The sequence below is a fragment of the Dermacoccus sp. 147Ba genome, from assembly GCF_004151355.1.
GTDB classification, from domain to species: domain Bacteria; phylum Actinomycetota; class Actinomycetes; order Actinomycetales; family Dermatophilaceae; genus Dermacoccus; species Dermacoccus abyssi.
The window spans coordinates 112,721-128,434 of sequence record NZ_SEHL01000005.1; the positions used below are offsets into that span (position 1 = coordinate 112,721).

Below are 15,714 nucleotides of genomic sequence, written 5' to 3' on the forward strand. Positions count from 1 at the left end.
ATGTACTCGTTGCCACGACCGGGGGCGTCCGGGCGCCCGCTCGTCATGGGTGTCGTCAACGTGACGCCCGATTCGTTCAGCGACGGCGGGCGCTGGTTCGACACCGCGGCCGCCGTGGCGCACGGGCAGGAACTGCTCGAGCAGGGCGCGGACATCCTTGATGTCGGCGGTGAGTCGACGCGCCCCGGCGCGAAGCGCCCCGACGAGGACGAGGAACTGCGCCGGGTCGTGCCGGTCGTGCGTGAACTCGCGACCGCGGGTGCGTGCGTCAGTGTCGACACGATGCGGGCGAGCGTCGCCCAGGCTGCCGTGGAGGCGGGTGCAGCGATCATCAACGACGTCAGTGGGGCGCTCGCTGACGAGGCGATGCCACGCGTCGCAGCCGAGACCGGTGCCGCGTTCATCGCGATGCACTGGCGTGGGCACTCGGTCGACATGCAGCAGCGCACCGTCTACGCCGACATCGTCGCCGACGTCGTGGCGGAGCTGACGGCGAGCGTGGAGACGCTGCTCGCGGCCGGTGTGTCGCGTGAGAAGCTCGTCGTCGACCCGGGTTTCGGGTTCGCGAAGACGGGGGAGCAGAACTGGGAGCTGCTCTCGCGCATGGGGGAGTTCGACGTACTCGGCCTGCCGGTGCTGTGGGGCACGTCGCGCAAGACGTTCCTCGGACGTGTCGGGCGCTCGCCGGCGCTGGTGACTGAGGACGGCGCCGTCCAGCCTGCGGAGCGTGACGCCGCGACGGCCGCGACCAGCCTGCTGGCAGCCCAGCACGGCGCGTGGGGTGTGCGCGTCCATGACGTTCCCTCGACGCTCGCCGCCCTCGACGTCGCGGTCGCGGCAGGGCAGATTGGCGTTCTGGGCCGCTCGTCGAGCCGCGGCTCAGCGCGATCACTGGGATGACGAAGACGCACGGAAGGTAGGGCGATGAGCGACACGATCACACTCACGGGGCTCGCGATCAGCGCACGCCACGGTGTGCTCGACTTCGAGAAGCAGATCCCGCAGCCGTTCGTCGTCGACCTTTCGCTCGAAGCCGACTTGGCGCCCGCGGGGCGTAGCGACGACCTCACCGCCTCGCTGTCGTACGCCGACGTCGCGGCGCGCGTCGTCGAGGTAGCCAGCGGAGAGCCTGTCGACCTCATCGAAACTCTCGCCGAGCGCATCGCCGACGCCGGCCTCGAGTGGGCGTTCGTCGAGGCCGTGGACGTGACGGTGCGCAAGCCGCACGCGCCCGCTGGGGTTCCGTTCACCCCGACCACGGGCGTCATGGCTGGGCCCGCTGTGTCGGTGCGCCGCGAGCGACGTCGTGCGGTCGTCATTGCGATGGGAACGAACCTCGGGCGTCGGGTGGCGACCATGCGTTCTGCGCTGGAATCGCTGCGCGCTCTCGACGGTCTCGACGTCGTGCACGTGTCGCCGCTCGTCGAGACCGACCCGGTCGGTGGCGTCGGGCAGCCTGACTATCTCAACGCCGTCGTCGTCGGTTTCACGCGCCTCACGGGGGAGCACCTGCTGGCCGAACTGCATCGCATCGAGGCCGAACACGGCCGTCGTCGCGACGTGCGCTGGGGCGCGCGCACCCTCGACCTCGACGTCATTGCCTTGGGCACGCCGGGGGAGTCGGACGAGGTGCGTGCCGGTGGCGAGCGTGACGGTGTGACGGCCGGCGCCGCGGAGGCGTCGAAGTCGCCGCTGGCGTTGCCGCATCCGCGAGCCCACGAGCGGGCGTTCGTCGTCGTGCCGTGGTGGCAGGCGGCGCCGTGGATGACGCTGCGGACTCCCGAGGGTGTTGTCGCGCTCGACGACCACGTGCGCGCGCTCGACGTCGCGGGGGTACGTCGCGGCCCGGCGTGGGACGCCGAGGAGCACCTCGACCTCGAAGGAGGCCTTCGATGAAGCCGCTTGCACCGCGCTCCGCGCTGATCGCGGGCGTCGTCGTCACGGCGGTGACGGCGCTCGCCATGCAGCTCGTGCGCAACGGCGGGAACGCGCTGCCGCAGCACAGCTGGTGGGAGATGCTGCTCGTCGTCGCGCTCTCGGGGGCGCTCGTGGCGGGCGGGTGGCGCGTGCGCGACCAGGTGCGCACACGGACGAAGGCAAAGCGCGAGGCCGACGCCCGACTTCGCGCGGGCCAGGATGAAGCACTGGCCCGCAGCGCTGCGGCCGGCGTCATGCAGGGCCACGAGGGGCCGAGCGCCGACACGGCGCGTCGCGTCGTCGTGTTCTCGCAGGCGGCGGCAATCGGTGGTGCGGTGCTCACGGGCTGGTACGCGGGGCAGGCCGTCGTGCAGTTCGGACGCCTGCATATCGCGTCGGTACGCTCCGCGGTGATTCTGCTCGGCGCGCTCGTCGTCGCGTCGGTGGTGCTGTCCGTGCTCGGTTTCGTCGTACAGAAGTGGTGCACGATTCCCGACGACGAGCGCTGACCCGGCAACCACTTCGTTCACGGTCCCGCCAGTCACCGAGCGCGCGGCTCACGGACGGAGCCGCACGCCTTGATGGCAGGTTTGGCTGAAGATGGCGCGGATGTCGTCCGCATCTTCGACCAAACCCACCATCTTCGATGGCGGGCACAAGCATGAGGGCCGCCCCGGAAGCTCCCGGGGCGGCCCTCGCCGTGCGTCAGTTGTGATCAGCCGCGGCGGCGACCGACGACGACAGCGCCACCGAGTGCAGCGATGCCGGCGGCAGCGAACGCGAAGCCGGCGAGGTTCGTCGGCTGCGACATGTCGGCGTAGTCGGTCTCGACCTTCGGGCCCATCGTCGTGCTCGGCGAACTGGACGGCATCGGCGACGTCGTCGAGGAGTCCGTGGGCTCCGAGGTGGGCGTCGTGGGCTCACTCGTCGGTGTCGTCGGGTCCGTCGTCGGCGTGGTGGGGTCGGTGGTCGGCGTGGTCGGGTCCGTCGTCGGCGTGGTGGGGTCGGTGGTCGGCGTGGTCGGGTCCGTCGTCGGAGTTGTCGGGTCCGTGGTGGGGGTCGTCGGATCCGTTGTCGGCGTGGTGGGTTCCGTCGTCGGAACGCTGCCGACCTGGATCGTGCCGATCGTCGTGTCCGCGCCGGCGGCGGCCTTGCAGCCGATGTGGAGAACGAAGCCGGAGTCCGTCGTCAGCGTGGCGGAGAAGCTGCCCGCCTTGACGGCGAGCGCACCGGCCGTCGTAGGCGCCGTGAACGACTGGCCGGAGCCCTTCGCCACCGTGGTGAGGTTGCCCGACGCCGGAACCGGCGTGTTCGCGACCGTGAGCTTCGCGGTGCCGTCGGTGTCGCCGACCGAGTAGTTGGCCTCCGAGGTGCCCTCGACCGTCTTGATGTTGAGCGAACGCATCTGGGCTGTTGCGTCGTCACCCGTCGTCACGTTGGCCGTGATCGAAGGTGCCGGAACCGTGGCGCCGGGCTCGACGCTCGCGGGCAGGTCGGTCGTCATCGACACGGTCCACGGCTGCTGGAACGTGATGCCGAGGTCGGTGACGGAGCAGGAGTAGTTGACGGTCTTCGTTGCCGCGGACGCACCCTGCGAACTGGCGAGCGCGAAGGCGCCGCCGGCGAGGGCGAGGCTCAGTGCACCGGCACCGGCGAGGCCACGACGGGCGGCAACAGGCGCTGCGTGACGGGGGGAGGGCTTGCTCATGGGAGGACTCCTCAGGCGTTTATCAGGGACGTATTGCCCGGTGAAGGGTTGCGGGCAACACGTGCCCTACCGTTGAGAGTAGAGCGTTGTGACCTGCTGCACAGTCAAAACGGGCAATGAGGTTACGCCGACGTAAGCGACGAGGGTTCGGCCGATGCGCCTCGATCCAGGGGATGCACGCTGCCGTTGGCAGAATCCTCCGAAGGCTCTGGGTCCTACCAACTGCAAGGGCTGTTCCTACTTGTCGATGTCCCTTGCTCCAAGGAGAAACACCCCGCGGCTGGCAGAACCCTCCGCAAGCTCCGGGCCCTACCAACCGCAAGGGCTGTTCCTACTTGTCGATGTCCATTGCTCCAAGTGAGAGCACCCCGGGCGTGCCGGAAGCCGTCCTCGCTGCGCTGCGGCGATTCCCAGCACGCCCAAGGGCTGCACTCACTTGTCGATGTCCCTTGCTCCAAGTGAGAGCACCCCGGGCGTGCCGGAAGCCGTCCTCGCTGCGCTGCGGCGATTCCCAGCACGCCCAAGGGCTGCACTCACTTGTCGATATCCCCAACCACAAAGAACATCGACCCCAAAATCGCCACCATGTCCGCGAGGAGCTCGCCCTCCATCACCTCGCCCAAGCAACTCATGTTGTTGAACGAGGCCGACCGCAGCTTCAGACGCCATGGTGTCTTCTCGCCGCGCGACACGAGGTAGTACCCGTTGAAACCGAGCGGGTTCTCCGTCGCCGCGTAGCCCGAACCCTCGGGCACCTTGAGCACCTTCGGCAGCTTCACGTTCACCGGGCCCTGTGGCAGCGACCGCAGCTTCTCGATGCACGCATCCGCGAGGTCGAGCGAGACGTGCGTCTGGTCGAGCAGCACCTCGAGTCGCGCCAAGGAATCGCCCTCCGGGCGCGTGATGACGCGGCCCGGGCCGCCCGGGGAGAACAACTCGCCGTAGGCGAGGTAGGGGTCGTCGCGGCGCAGGTCGACGTCGACACCCGCGGCGCGCGCGATCGGCCCCGAGATGCCGTACTGCTCCACCATCGCCGGCGTGATGACGCCGACGCCCTTCGTCCGGGCGTTGAGGATCGGGTTGCCGACGATGAAGCTCTCGATCTCCGGCATGCGACGGCGCACCGTCGCGACGGCCTCGGCGGCACGGTCGAGCCAACCTGCGGGGATGTCGTCGCGCAGCCCGCCGATGCGGTTGAACATGTAGTGCAGGCGGCCGCCGGCGATCTCCTCCATGACGGCCTGCAGTTCCTCGCGCTCGCGGAACACGTAGAACATCGGCGTGATAGCGCCGAGCTCCAACGGGTACGAGCCGAGGAACATGAGGTGGTTGAGCACCCGGTTCAGTTCGGAGAGCAACGTGCGCGTCCACGTCGCGCGCTCGGGCACCTCCATGCCGAGTGCCCGCTCGACCGCGAGGCACACGCCGATCTCGCTGCTGAACGCCGAAAGCCAGTCGTGACGGTTCGCCAGCACGAGGATCTGCCGGTAGTCGCGCACCTCGAACAGCTTCTCCGCACCGCGGTGCATGTACCCGACGATCGGTTCGCACTTCGTGATGCGCTCGCCGTCGAGGGTGATGCGCAGGCGCAGGACGCCGTGCGTGGCCGGGTGCTGCGGGCCGATGTTGAGCACCATGTCCGACGTCGCGAGACCCCCGGCTCCCATGCCGACCGTCAGTTCGCGCGCGCTCGTAGACATGCGGTCAAGTCTGCCAAAGCGGGACGGCAGTCGTCGGGCGCGCCACGCGCCGGACGGCGAGCGGTCGCCGAGGCGGGCGGTGCGTCGGCGGCGCAGGGGAACCAGGTGCGCTGACGCCGCCCTCGCACGAAGAGTTCTACACCCCGGGCGTTGAGGTGCGCGCGGGGCGTCCTATCCCTTGTGTCCTCATGTCTCGCCCCGTAACGACGAAGGTGCGCACGGTGCTCACCTTCGAGCCGATCAGGAGCGGGCGGCCTCGCGCAGAGCGGTGGCGCCGCCGGCGTGCTCGTCATCGACGAGGGGCGCCTGGGCTTCGTCGAGCCAGCGCGTCACCTCTTCGTCGTGCTCGGCGGCGACGACCGGTCCGAAGGCCTCGGCGTGACGCGACTCGTCGACGCGCACGAGCACCACGCCGCCGACGATGAACAGTCCGCCGACGGCCTGCACGAGCGTCGGCACCTCGCCGACGATCATCCACGCGAACGCGACGGCGAAGAGCACCTCGAGCAGCGAGATGAACGACGCGACCGTGGAACCGAGCACGCGTGCGGCGTAGATGCCGGTCGCGTAGGCGATCGCCGCCGCGATGACGGCGAGGCCGAGCACCGGGACCCAGAAGGGCACGTGACTACCGGCGAAGGCGACGTCCTGCGTGCTCACGGCGGTGGGCAGCGCCTGCACGGCGCACATCGCGAGCAGGATGAGCGCGCCGACGATCATGCCGCCGCCGGCGAGTGCGATCGACGGCAGGTTCGTCTCGTCGTCACTGGCGATGATGAAGTACACGACGAGGCACAGTGCTGCGCCGAGCGCCCACGCGACGCCGACGAGGTCGACGGTGAACCCGTTGAACACGTCGAGGACGAAGAGCAATCCGACGACCGCCGCGAGCGTGCCCGCCACCGTGAGGCGACGTGGGGCGCGACCGTAGCGGGCCCACGCCCAGCCGACGAGCAGCACCGGCGCGAGGTACTCGATGAGCAGCGCCACGCCGACGCTGACGTGGGTCACGGCGTTGAAGTAGAAGAGCTGGCAGCCCGCGACGCCGAAGATGCCGTAGAGGACGATCGGCTTCCAGTTCTCCGCCACCGTTTGCCAACGACCGCGCAGGGCGAGCGCCGTCGGAACGGCGAGCACGAACGCTGCGATGGTGATGCGGGCGGCGACTGCCGTCACCGGCGTCCAGCCGGAACCGAGCAGCGCCTTGGCGAAGGAACCCGACGTTCCGAACGCCGCACACGAGACAATGGCGACGATGAGTCCCATGCTCGTATGTGACATCGCACCTTCGCGTCGGCCGAACCGCTTGCGGGTCGGAACGGGAACGGGGTGGATGTCGTGCGCGACCTGGGTGGGAGCCATGGGAACACCTCCAACTCTCGTGTAAGTGGTAAAAAGTAAGTTGAGTGGTTACATTAAGTCGTCACAAGGTCAGGAGTCAAAATGGCGTTTGGTCATGACACGGAGGATTCGCTGCTCTCCGCGGCGGCCCTCGTCAACACGTTGACTCCGGAGGACTCGCTCGAAAACGTCGGGGATCTCGACGAATTCGTGCGCAGCTGGGCCTACACGGGTGCTCACACGCACACCCGAGCGGAGCTCGACGAGGTGCGTGCGCTGCGTCCCCGCTTCCTCGAAGCGTGGTCGATGTCACGTGACGACCTCGTCACGTTCGTCAACGACGTGCTCCTCCAGAACGAGGCCCTGCCGCAGCTCGTGCGCCACGACGGGTGGGATTATCACCTCCACGCAACGCCGTCCGACGCGCCGCTCGCGAGCCGCATCGCGGTGGAATCGGTCATGGCGTTCATCGACGTCATCCGCGCCGACGAACTCGAACGACTCAAGATGTGCGCCGGCGACTGCGGGGGAGTGCTCGTGGATCTGTCGAAGAACCGCTCACGCCGATACTGCGATCGCGGCTGCGGCAACAGGGCCAACGTCGCGGCCTACCGTGCGCGCAAGGCTGCGGCGGCCGAAACCGACTGAAGCCTGCCGAAGGTCAGCGGATCTCGCGCACCCACCAGAAGAACGCGCCCAAACCGCCGGGGCTGACGGCGGCCGCCAGCGCCGAACGTACCGCCAGCCGTTGCAGGTAGGCCGGGGGGGCGGTGTGCGCCAGATCGAGCGGCACCGGCTCGAGGGGCTCCTCGCCGAACAGATCGAGCATGACGGCGCGCTGCGTCGTCACGTGATCGGCGTCGAGGGAATCGACGGCCACGTGGGCCGTGACGTCGCACGAACCGTCCGGGATCGGAGTGCACTCGGCGCCTTCGCGGAACCCGGTGAGTGTGCCGAGCGGTGGCCGCGTCGCTCTCGTGTGGCCGTAGTCCACACCGACGAGAACGCTGCCCGGCGTGGCGTGGCGTGACACGTTCTCGATCAGGTACGACCACGCGCGGTCACGGGTGAGGCCGACCTCGACGCGATCGCCAGGGAGGTGGGTCTCGGCAGCGTCGGGGCCGGGAGACGACGTGGCGTCCGAAGTATCGTGCTGCGGCCGCCACCAGCGTCGGACCCAGTCGAGCTCGGGCTCGGTGAGCGGCTCGCCGACTGACTCAGTGCCGTCGTGTGCGACGAGAACGCTGCGCAGGACGCCGTCGTCGTCCGCTTCGGCGACCGTGCACGGCACGACGTCGAGCCACTCGTGAGCGACGACGAGCGCGCGGCGTCCGTCGAGGAAATCGAAGTCGGGAACGGCGGCCGCACCCGGTGACTGCACCCACGCGATGCGGTCGCTCACGGCGTCCGGCCGAGCGACGACATCGACGCCGATGAGCTCGAGCGACGGGTCAGCGAACCGTGCGAGAGCCTCGAGGAGTTCACCGCGCCCGCATGCGAAGTCCACGACGACCTCGGCGTCGCAGCGCTCGGCGTAGGCGAGCACCGCCTGAGCCAGCACATCGGCGACGCCGGGAATGCCCTGCGCCGAGGTGGCGAAATGGCCCGCCGGCCCCTCGTCGCGTCGATAGAAACCGGCTTCGCCGTAGAGCGCATTGTGCCAAACGTCGAACCAGGGCCGGGGGTGGGTGCTCACGCTCCCATTGTCGCGATGTTTCCTCAAGAACGCGGCACCCGTGCCGCGGCGCCCGCTCATCATCGGGAGAATGGGCGGGTGCCGATCATCGATGTTGACGAGTTCGTGAGCCGCACATCGCGCGAAACGGCCCGCCGCGTTCTCGTCGCGGGCACTTCCGGCTCCGGGAAGACAACCCTCGCCGCCCGCATCGGCGACGCGCTCGGCATCGAACACGTCGAGATCGACGCTCTCTTCCACGGCCCGAACTGGACCCCGCGCGCCACCTTCCTCGACGACGTCGAGCGCTTCAGCGCAGGCGCGGCCTGGGTCACCGAATGGCAGTACAGCCAGGTGCGCCCGCTCCTCGCGCAGCGCGCCGACCTCGTCGTCTGGCTCGACCTGCCGCGCCACGTCGTCATGCGACAGGTCGTCGCGCGCACGGTGCGACGGCGTCGGCACCGCGAGGAGCTGTGGAACGGCAACGTCGAAGCCCCCCTGCATGAGGTTTTCACCGACCCCGAGCACATCGTCCGGTGGGCCTGGGCGACGTACGACCGCAACCGCAGCCTCGTCCAGGAGATGGCGAGAGCGCGCCCCGGCCTCCCGATCGTCAGGGTGCAGAACCGCACGGACGCCGCCCGCCTCGTCGACGCGTTGTGATGTTGCCTGCGTAGCGAGGCGCCGGTGCCGCGGCGCCCGGTCAACATCGGGGATGCGGATCGCAGGTAGCGTGGGGCGAGTGAGTGAAATGGGGCCGCCGAGCCTTCGCGTCGGCGTCATCGGTGCCGGACGCGTCGGTGCCGTCCTCGCTGCCGCTTTGCGCAAGGCCGGGCACGAGGTCGTCGCGGCGTCCGGCGTCAGCGACGCGAGCCGTGAGCGCGCCGAGGCGCTGCTGCCCGCCGTGCCGCTCCTCCAGCCACAGGAGGTCGCCCAGCGTGCCGACCTGCTCCTGCTCACCGTCCCCGACGACGAACTGGCACCGCTCGTCGCGGGACTCGACTTCCCGGGCGCTCTCGGCGCCCGCATCGTCGTTCACACGAGCGGTGCGCAGGGCCTGGCCGTGCTCTCCCCGGTCGTCGAGGCCGGCGGCGTGCCCCTCGCCATCCACCCGGCGATGACCTTCCGCGGCACCGACGCCGACCTGCCGCGCCTCTCCGGATGCCCCTTCGCCGTCACGGCGATGCCCGACCACCGCATGGTCGCGGACGCCCTCGTCCTCGACATCGGCGGGGAGCCGTTCACCCTCGACGAGGCCGACCGCACGCAGTACCACGCAGCGCTCGCACACGGCTCGAACCACCTCGTCACCCTCGTCGCGCAGGCCGCCGAACTGTTGCGCCGCATCGACGTCGACGACCCCGGACGCCTCCTGCGGCCGCTACTCGAAGCCGCCCTCGACAACGCCCTCGAGCGTGGCGACAAGGCCCTCACCGGCCCCGTCGCCCGTGGCGATGCGGGCACGCTGACGCGTCACCTCGCGATGCTCGATGCCCTCGCAGCCGACGGTGTCGCCGGCGACATCCCGCCCACCTACCGCGCCCTCGCGCTCGCCACGGCCCGCCGTGCGGGATCGCGCGGGGCGCTCACCCCGATCCAGATCGACGCCGTCCTCGGCGTCCTCGACCCGCCCGGTGTCGCGGGCCCCTCCGACACCACCGAACCGCCAGCACCAGGAGAACCCCGATGAGCGCACCCGTCGTCGCCCACACCCGAGCCGAGTTCACCGACGCCCGAGCGAAGCTCGACGGCAGCGTCGCCGTCGTCATGACGATGGGCGCCCTCCACGAGGGCCACGCCACCCTCATCCGTGAAGCACGCGCCGCCAACGACAACGTCATCGTGACGATCTTCCTCAACCCGCTGCAGTTCGCCGCTGGTGAGGACCTGTCTCGTTACCCGCGCACGCTCACGAGCGACCTCGAGATCTGCGAGCGAGAGGGCGCTGACCTCGTGTTCGCCCCCAGCCCCGACGTCGTCTACCCCGACGGCGAGCCCGGCGTCCGCATCTCCGCCGGCCCGCTCGGCACCGTTCTTGAGGGCGCATCGCGCCCCGGTCACTTCGACGGCATGCTCACCGTCGTCAACAAGTTGCTCAACATCGTCGGCCCGACCCGCGCCTACTACGGGCAGAAGGACGCGCAGCAGCTCCTGCTCATCAAGCGCATGGCGCGCGACCTCGACATGCCCGTCGAGATCGTCGGCGTCCCGACGGTGCGCGAGCACGACGGCCTCGCCCTCTCCAGCCGCAACGTCTACCTCAGTGAGCACGACCGCGAGGTGGCCCTGTGCCTGTCGAAGGCACTCAAGGCCGGGGAAGCTGCACGCAACTCCGGCCCGGCCGCCGTTCGGCGTGCGGCCCGTGAGGTGCTCGTGCATGAGCCGCTCGCGCTCGTCGACTATCTCGTGCTCGTCGACCCGGTGACGCTCGAACAGGTGCCCGAGTACTTCCGCGGAGAGGCACTGCTCGCCGTGGCCGCGAAGGTGGGGACGACGCGCCTCATCGACAACATCCCGCTGGTCATCGGCGGCGATCGCTGACGTGGGCGCCCGCCTCGGAGCGGGCATCCGTAGAATGAAGGCTCCGAGCGCCGCGCTCGGATTCGACGAAAGGACGTGAAGTCGTGGACACCCTGTGGCCGGCCATTCAGACGCTCGTGCCGTCCATCGGCATCCTCGGTCTCTTCTACGTCATCATGCGCCACATCATGGAGGGCGACCGCCGCGAGCGCATCGCCCAGCAGCAGTGGGAACGTGATCACGACCTTGCCAAGGGCACCGTCGCGCCGAAGGAAGCAGACGCAGTTCTGCAGAATGCGCACCTTCCCAAGTCGGCACCTGGAACGATGGATAGCCGAATTGATCGCTCGGTCGATCGTGATAATTAGATTTTCGTTTTTCTTAACCCTTTCGTTAGGCTTGCCTTGTTGAAGTGACCGAGCGCAGTGCTCGGCGCAATGAAATGGCCTGAAGGGGTGCACAACATGGCGCAGCGTGTACACGTGACGCTTGAGGACGACATCGACGGTTCAGAGGCCGCGGAGACCATTCAATTCGGTCTCGACGGCGTCAGCTACGAGATCGACCTCTCTGACGCGAACGCCGCGCAGTTGCGCGACTCGCTCTCGAAGTGGGTCGGGCACGCGCGTCGTGTCGGTGGCCGCAAGCAGCAGGCTCGCACGACGTCAGCTCGTAACGATCTGAACGAGATTCGCGAGTGGGGTCGTGCGAACGGTTACAAGGTCAGCGACCGTGGTCGCGTTTCGGCCGACGTTCTCAAGGCGTTCGACGCCGCCAAGGGCTGAACTGAACTCGGTGAACAAACCAAAGGGCTCGTCATTTCATCCAATGACCGGCCATTTGGTTTGTTTTATCCTCTTTTCAGGATGTTCATAGGATCTTCCGAGTGCATTCTGTGATCGAGCACCTCGTCGAGATCGATCTGTTCCAGAGTTCCGGGGCTGTCCGCCGCGTTGCTGATCTCGTCCCACGTGCGCGGCAGCGCAACGAAGGGCCGGTTCCTTCCGCGCAGTGACCACGGCGTGATGGTCGTCTTCGCCGCCACGTTCTGCGACCAATCGATGAATACCTTTCCCGGGCGTAGGGATTTGGTCATCTTGGCCGTCACGAGATCAGGTTCGAGCTCGGTGAGTTTCTCCGCGACGACGCGGGCGAACTCGCGGGCCTCGTCGCTCGAGCGTTTCCCGTCGAGGGCCGCGTAGACCTGCATCCCCTTGCTGCCCGAGGTGACGGGTACGCAGGCCCACCCGAGGGAATCGAGCAGGTCCTTCATGACGAGGGCCACGCGCGCGCACTCGTCGAGGCCCGCGGGTGCGCCGGGGTCGAGGTCGAGCACGAGGCGATCGGGAGCCCGGCGCTCGCCGTTCTCCCAGCGCCACTGCGGCGTGTGGAACTCGAGCGACGCGAGATTGGCGAAGTAGGTGAGCGCCGCCGTCGAGTCGACGAAGGGGTAGCGCACGCCGTCGATGTCGTGCGCCGTCAGCCACGAGGGCGCTCCGCCGGGCACGTTCTTCTCGAAGAAGTTGAGGTCGCCCACGCCGTGGGGGAAGCGGACGCGCGTCACGGGGCGCCCGGCCATCTGCGGCAACAGGCGCGGTGCGACAGCCGCGTAGTAGTGGAGCACCTCGCCCTTCGTCGTCTCGGTGGCGGGGTAGAGGAGCTTGTCGAGATTCGTCAGCTTCAGGCGCCGCCCGTCGACCTCGGCGACGGTGACCGTCGGTTCGTCAGCCACGCGCACCCCCGATGTCGAGGCGCAGACCCTTGTAGGACGGCTGACGCAGGCGCCCGCCGGCGCTGCGGCCGAGGTGGGTGACGTCGACCGTGATCTCCGGGCGCACCCAGTGCGTGCCCTCGAGATCCTCGGGCGGCAGGTCGTCGGCGGTGAAGGGGCACTGTGGCATCGGCGTGAGCCACTCGAGCAACGCCCGACCGCTGGAGGCGGAGAAGCCGGTCCCCACGCGGCCGCGGTAGCGCAGGCCGTCGTCGGTCACCTCGCCGACGAGGATCGCACCCACCTGCGCGAGCGAACCCGCGACCGGCCGCCAGCCTCCGACGACGAAGGTGTCAGCCTGGCGATGGACGCTCTTGAGCCACTCCTCGCTGCGCACGCCGGGTCGGTACGGAGCGTCGACGCGCTTGCTCACGATGCCTTCCACGCCCTGTTCGAGCGTCGCGGCGAAAAGGGCCGCGCCGTCCTCGTACGCCTCCGGCACCTCGACGGCGACGCCGTCAGCCACGCCCGCCCCCTCGAGCAGGGCGCGCCGGGCGCTCCACGGCATCGTGACGACGTCGTGGCCGGCGGCGCGCAGGACGTCGAAGGCCATGAACCGCACGGGGGTTCGGGCCATGCGCCGGGCGTCCTCGGGCGAGGTTGCCGACATTCGCGAGCGGCCACCCCCGGGAGCGAGCCGGTGCATCACCGTGCGGAAGTCGGGTGCTCCGTCGACGAGGGCGACGATCTCGCCGTCGAGCACGATGTCGTCGAAGTCGGCGAGGTGCGAGCCGGTGATCTCGGGGAAGCGAGCCGTGGCGTCGGCGCCGGACCGGGTGGCGATGCTCACCTCGCCGCCGCTCACCGTGACGATGGCGCGAATGCCGTCCCACTTCACCTCGTGGCGCCACGACGGCCCCGTCGGCGGCGCTGCTGCGGGTGAGGCGAGCATGGGGCGCATAGGCTCACCCTAGACGCGGTGTGCGGGCCACACGCAGCCCGCGAGGAAAGGACGCCATGCGAGCCATCTGGAAGGGCGCGGTCAGCTTCGGCCTCGTCAACGTGCCGGTGCGGTTGTACTCCGCCACCGAGAACCACGACGTTCAGTTCCGTCAGGTCCACGCCGAGGACGGCGGGCGCATCAAGTACCAGCGGGTGTGCAGTCTCGACGGCGAGAAGGTGGCCTACAGCGACATCGCGAAGGGCTACGAGACCGACGAGGGTCAGATGGTCGTGCTCACCGACGCCGACCTCGCCGAGCTGCCCCTGTCGACGAGCAAGGAGATCGCAGTCGACCGCTTCGTGCCGGCCGAGCAGATCAGCCCGCTCGTGCTCGACAAGGTCTACTACCTCGAACCCGACAAGGCCGCGATCAAGCCGTACGCCCTTCTGCGCAGCGCGCTCGAGGAGAGCGGTCGCGTCGCCGTCGTGACGGTGGCCATCCGCACGCGCGTGACCGTGGCGGTGTTGCGCGTTCACGAGGACACCCTCGTGCTGCAGACGCTGTTGTGGCCCGACGAGGTGCGCGAGCCCGACTTCGCGGTGCTCGCCGAGAAGAGCGAGGTCACCGACGCCGAGCAGGCGATGGCCGCGATGCTGGTCGAATCGCTCTCGGGTGACTTCGACCCGAGCGCCTACGAGGACGAGTACGAGCAGGCCGTCAAGCAGCTCGTCGAGGCCAAGCTCGCCGGGGGAGAGGTCCACGAGCCCGAGGCCGAGAAGGAGGAGAGCGCCGAGGTCGTCGATCTTCTCGCGGCTCTGCAGGCCAGCGTCGACCGGGCGAAGAAGGCGCGCGGCGAAGCGGTCTGACGCTGCGGCTCGCCGGTCGCGACTCCGCTACTCGACCGGGCGCAACACCCCGTCGGCGAGCATCTGGACGAGGGTCTCCTGCACGAGGGCCGTGGCGTCCGGGTGGTCGCCGAGCTCCGCGACGCACTGCGCCGTGAGCTGCTCGAGGTCGCGCGGCTCGGCGCTCGCGTCCCACACGAGTGTCGCGAGCCCCGACATCCGCACCGGCGCCGCGCCGAGCAGAACGATGGCCTCCATGACCTCGTCGTCGACGAGGGCGTCGACGAAACGTGCGCGTTCGACCTCGAGGCCCTCCGCCACTCGATCGGGGTCGACGGGAAACTGCTCCGGCGGAAGGTAGGGCGAGGTGTCACCCCACGCGCCGGGCACGTGGCGCCAGAACGGCTCCAGCGGTTCGAGCGCGAGGGCCCTCCGCAGGAGGTGCTCGGTCTCGGCGATTTCCCGGTAGTGCATCTCGTGGATGCCCCCACCCCCCTGGGCGAGCCGCGCGAGGACGTCGAGCGAACCGGGAATCTCCGGCATGGCCGACGACTGAGGGAGAACCTGAGCGAGGCCGTCGAAGAGATGAATGTGCTCCAGGCGGGCGACGTCGCCCGACGCCTCCTCGCCACGCTCGCGGACGAGAACGACGAGCGGTCCGAGCGTCAGCGGCCCGGCCGGAGGGAACGCGAGCCCCACCTCGCCAGGGTCGTGCTGTGTCTTCTCGTACGGCTTGCTGGGGTCGATGACGACCGACAGCGGCTTCGGGTAGGGCATGACCGTGCGGGCCTCGCCGATGATGAGCGACTCGTCGCTGACGTAGCCGTAGCCGCGGGAGCAGAAGTGGCGGGTGGCCGTCGTCTTACCCGTACCTGATGCGGCGACGAACCCTGCGACTCGGCCGGTCTCCGGCTCCGCGACGCCGCCGGCGTGCAGCATGACGAACTGGGCTGCGCGGCGTCCGATTGCCTCGCGGGTGATGCTCGTCGTGAGGTTGTAGTCGGCGATGTGGTCGTCCGATTCGCCGTCGGCGCCGCGCGTGACGGTGAGGGGCTCGTCGTTGAGCTCGGGCGCGCCCGGCAGCGGCGCGATGTCGCGCTGGGCAGGCGAATCGGGCAGACACCACGCCCACTGCGAACGGATCGACTCCGCTCGCTCCGCGGGCACGTCGACATCGACGTCGAGGCCGAAGACACGGAGGCGGAGCGTGACGGTTTGCACGTCGGCCAGCGTAGCGACGAGGCGAGCCGCGACCCGGTTGGTTTCACGCATCAAACCCACGCAGGACATCGGGCTCGGTTCCGCCCACGGCGAACGCGTGCCACTTCCGGCGTCGATGCGGAACAGGATGACG

The 15,714-nt window shown here is 69.2% G+C and carries 17 protein-coding genes; 10 read left to right on the plus strand and 7 right to left on the minus strand.

Going from position 1 to position 15,714, the window contains the following annotated elements:
- The 3 genes from folP to EVU97_RS08115 are packed head-to-tail and all read left to right on the plus strand — an operon-like array spanning position 1 to position 2,426.
- Positions 1-900 (plus strand): dihydropteroate synthase, encoded by a 900-nt coding sequence (folP, locus tag EVU97_RS08105; protein ID WP_225911341.1) that lies wholly within the window; start codon positions 1-3, stop codon positions 898-900.
- A 24-nt stretch (positions 901-924) separates the two neighbouring features.
- Positions 925-1,896 (plus strand): 2-amino-4-hydroxy-6-hydroxymethyldihydropteridine diphosphokinase, encoded by a 972-nt coding sequence (gene folK, locus EVU97_RS08110; RefSeq protein WP_129664954.1) that lies wholly within the window; start codon positions 925-927, stop codon positions 1,894-1,896.
- Positions 1,893-2,426, plus strand: coding sequence for a DUF3180 domain-containing protein (locus EVU97_RS08115; protein ID WP_129664956.1), 534 nt, complete (start codon positions 1,893-1,895; stop codon positions 2,424-2,426). The genes folK and EVU97_RS08115 overlap by 4 nt, the downstream gene beginning before the upstream one ends.
- Before the next feature lie 206 nt (positions 2,427-2,632).
- Here EVU97_RS08115 and EVU97_RS15115 read toward each other — a convergent pair whose 3' ends face one another.
- From EVU97_RS15115 to EVU97_RS08130, 3 genes are all read right to left on the minus strand, one after another.
- Positions 2,633-3,625, minus strand: a complete 993-nt coding sequence (locus EVU97_RS15115) for a DUF6801 domain-containing protein (RefSeq protein ID WP_129664958.1) — start codon at positions 3,623-3,625, stop codon at positions 2,633-2,635.
- A 533-nt stretch (positions 3,626-4,158) separates the two neighbouring features.
- Positions 4,159-5,325, minus strand: coding sequence for an NADH-quinone oxidoreductase subunit D (locus EVU97_RS08125; protein ID WP_118915078.1), 1,167 nt, complete (start codon positions 5,323-5,325; stop codon positions 4,159-4,161).
- A 240-nt stretch (positions 5,326-5,565) separates the two neighbouring features.
- Complete coding sequence (locus EVU97_RS08130) at positions 5,566-6,687, minus strand: DMT family transporter (RefSeq protein WP_129664960.1); 1,122 nt, start codon at positions 6,685-6,687, stop codon at positions 5,566-5,568.
- An 81-nt stretch (positions 6,688-6,768) separates the two neighbouring features.
- Here EVU97_RS08130 and EVU97_RS08135 point away from each other — a divergent pair, with 81 nt between their 5' ends.
- The gene (locus tag EVU97_RS08135; protein WP_047312464.1) at positions 6,769-7,314 is read left to right on the plus strand and encodes a CGNR zinc finger domain-containing protein; all 546 of its coding nucleotides are present in this window, start codon (positions 6,769-6,771) and stop codon (positions 7,312-7,314) included.
- Between the two features lie 13 nt (positions 7,315-7,327).
- On the opposite strand, the gene EVU97_RS08140 is transcribed toward EVU97_RS08135, so the two are convergent.
- Positions 7,328-8,362: an SAM-dependent methyltransferase gene (locus EVU97_RS08140; protein WP_240730163.1), complete on the minus strand. Its 1,035-nt coding sequence runs from the start codon at positions 8,360-8,362 to the stop codon at positions 7,328-7,330.
- Positions 8,363-8,440: 78 nt separating this feature from the next.
- On the opposite strand from EVU97_RS08140, the gene EVU97_RS08145 reads away from it, so the two are divergent.
- The 5 genes from EVU97_RS08145 to EVU97_RS08165 all read left to right on the plus strand — a co-directional run bounded on the left by EVU97_RS08145 (position 8,441) and on the right by EVU97_RS08165 (position 11,646).
- On the plus strand, positions 8,441-9,004 hold the full coding sequence (locus EVU97_RS08145) for an AAA family ATPase (RefSeq protein ID WP_370448530.1): 564 nt from the start codon (positions 8,441-8,443) through the stop codon (positions 9,002-9,004).
- A gap of 88 nt (positions 9,005-9,092) precedes the next feature.
- On the plus strand, positions 9,093-10,031 hold the full coding sequence (locus EVU97_RS08150) for a Rossmann-like and DUF2520 domain-containing protein (RefSeq protein ID WP_129665155.1): 939 nt from the start codon (positions 9,093-9,095) through the stop codon (positions 10,029-10,031).
- Positions 10,028-10,882 (plus strand): pantoate--beta-alanine ligase, encoded by an 855-nt coding sequence (gene panC, locus EVU97_RS08155; RefSeq protein ID WP_129664964.1) that lies wholly within the window; start codon positions 10,028-10,030, stop codon positions 10,880-10,882. Before EVU97_RS08150 ends, panC begins: the two co-directional genes overlap by 4 nt.
- A gap of 83 nt (positions 10,883-10,965) precedes the next feature.
- Positions 10,966-11,229, plus strand: coding sequence for a hypothetical protein (locus EVU97_RS08160; RefSeq protein WP_047312459.1), 264 nt, complete (start codon positions 10,966-10,968; stop codon positions 11,227-11,229).
- A gap of 96 nt (positions 11,230-11,325) precedes the next feature.
- A complete protein-coding gene (locus tag EVU97_RS08165; protein ID WP_047312620.1) occupies positions 11,326-11,646 on the plus strand; it encodes an Lsr2 family protein in 321 nt (106 codons plus the stop codon).
- 65 nt (positions 11,647-11,711) lie between these two features.
- On the opposite strand, the gene ligD (EVU97_RS08170) is transcribed toward EVU97_RS08165, so the two are convergent.
- Together ligD (EVU97_RS08170) and ligD (EVU97_RS08175) are read right to left on the minus strand one after the other, a co-directional pair.
- Positions 11,712-12,593 carry a non-homologous end-joining DNA ligase gene (gene ligD, locus EVU97_RS08170; RefSeq protein ID WP_129664966.1) on the minus strand — a complete coding sequence of 294 codons (882 nt, stop codon included), beginning with the start codon at positions 12,591-12,593 and terminating at the stop codon, positions 11,712-11,714.
- Entirely contained in the window at positions 12,586-13,533 is a 948-nt protein-coding gene (gene ligD / locus EVU97_RS08175; protein ID WP_129664968.1) for a non-homologous end-joining DNA ligase, read from the minus strand. Before ligD (EVU97_RS08175) ends, ligD (EVU97_RS08170) begins: the two co-directional genes overlap by 8 nt.
- Positions 13,534-13,589: 56 nt before the next feature.
- Between ligD (EVU97_RS08175) and EVU97_RS08180 the strand changes: the two genes are divergently transcribed.
- Entirely contained in the window at positions 13,590-14,381 is a 792-nt protein-coding gene (locus EVU97_RS08180) for a Ku protein (protein WP_047312457.1), read from the plus strand.
- A 27-nt stretch (positions 14,382-14,408) separates the two neighbouring features.
- Here the strand turns inward: EVU97_RS08180 and EVU97_RS08185 are convergent, their stop codons facing one another.
- The gene (locus tag EVU97_RS08185; protein WP_129664970.1) at positions 14,409-15,581 is read right to left on the minus strand and encodes a hypothetical protein; all 1,173 of its coding nucleotides are present in this window, start codon (positions 15,579-15,581) and stop codon (positions 14,409-14,411) included.
- Positions 15,582-15,714: the final 133 nt, after the last annotated feature.

Coding starts and splice junctions, on each gene's coding strand:
- folP (WP_225911341.1), top strand. CDS start 1: ATGTACTCGTTGCCACGACCGGGGGCGTCCGGGCGCCCGCTCGTCATG.
- folK (WP_129664954.1), top strand. CDS start 925: ATGAGCGACACGATCACACTCACGGGGCTCGCGATCAGCGCACGCCAC.
- EVU97_RS08115 (WP_129664956.1), top strand. CDS start 1,893: ATGAAGCCGCTTGCACCGCGCTCCGCGCTGATCGCGGGCGTCGTCGTC.
- EVU97_RS15115 (WP_129664958.1), bottom strand. CDS start 3,625: ATGAGCAAGCCCTCCCCCCGTCACGCAGCGCCTGTTGCCGCCCGTCGT.
- EVU97_RS08125 (WP_118915078.1), bottom strand. CDS start 5,325: ATGTCTACGAGCGCGCGCGAACTGACGGTCGGCATGGGAGCCGGGGGT.
- EVU97_RS08130 (WP_129664960.1), bottom strand. CDS start 6,687: ATGGCTCCCACCCAGGTCGCGCACGACATCCACCCCGTTCCCGTTCCG.
- EVU97_RS08135 (WP_047312464.1), top strand. CDS start 6,769: ATGGCGTTTGGTCATGACACGGAGGATTCGCTGCTCTCCGCGGCGGCC.
- EVU97_RS08150 (WP_129665155.1), top strand. CDS start 9,093: ATGGGGCCGCCGAGCCTTCGCGTCGGCGTCATCGGTGCCGGACGCGTC.
- panC (WP_129664964.1), top strand. CDS start 10,028: ATGAGCGCACCCGTCGTCGCCCACACCCGAGCCGAGTTCACCGACGCC.
- EVU97_RS08165 (WP_047312620.1), top strand. CDS start 11,326: ATGGCGCAGCGTGTACACGTGACGCTTGAGGACGACATCGACGGTTCA.
- ligD (WP_129664968.1), bottom strand. CDS start 13,533: ATGCGCCCCATGCTCGCCTCACCCGCAGCAGCGCCGCCGACGGGGCCG.
- EVU97_RS08180 (WP_047312457.1), top strand. CDS start 13,590: ATGCGAGCCATCTGGAAGGGCGCGGTCAGCTTCGGCCTCGTCAACGTG.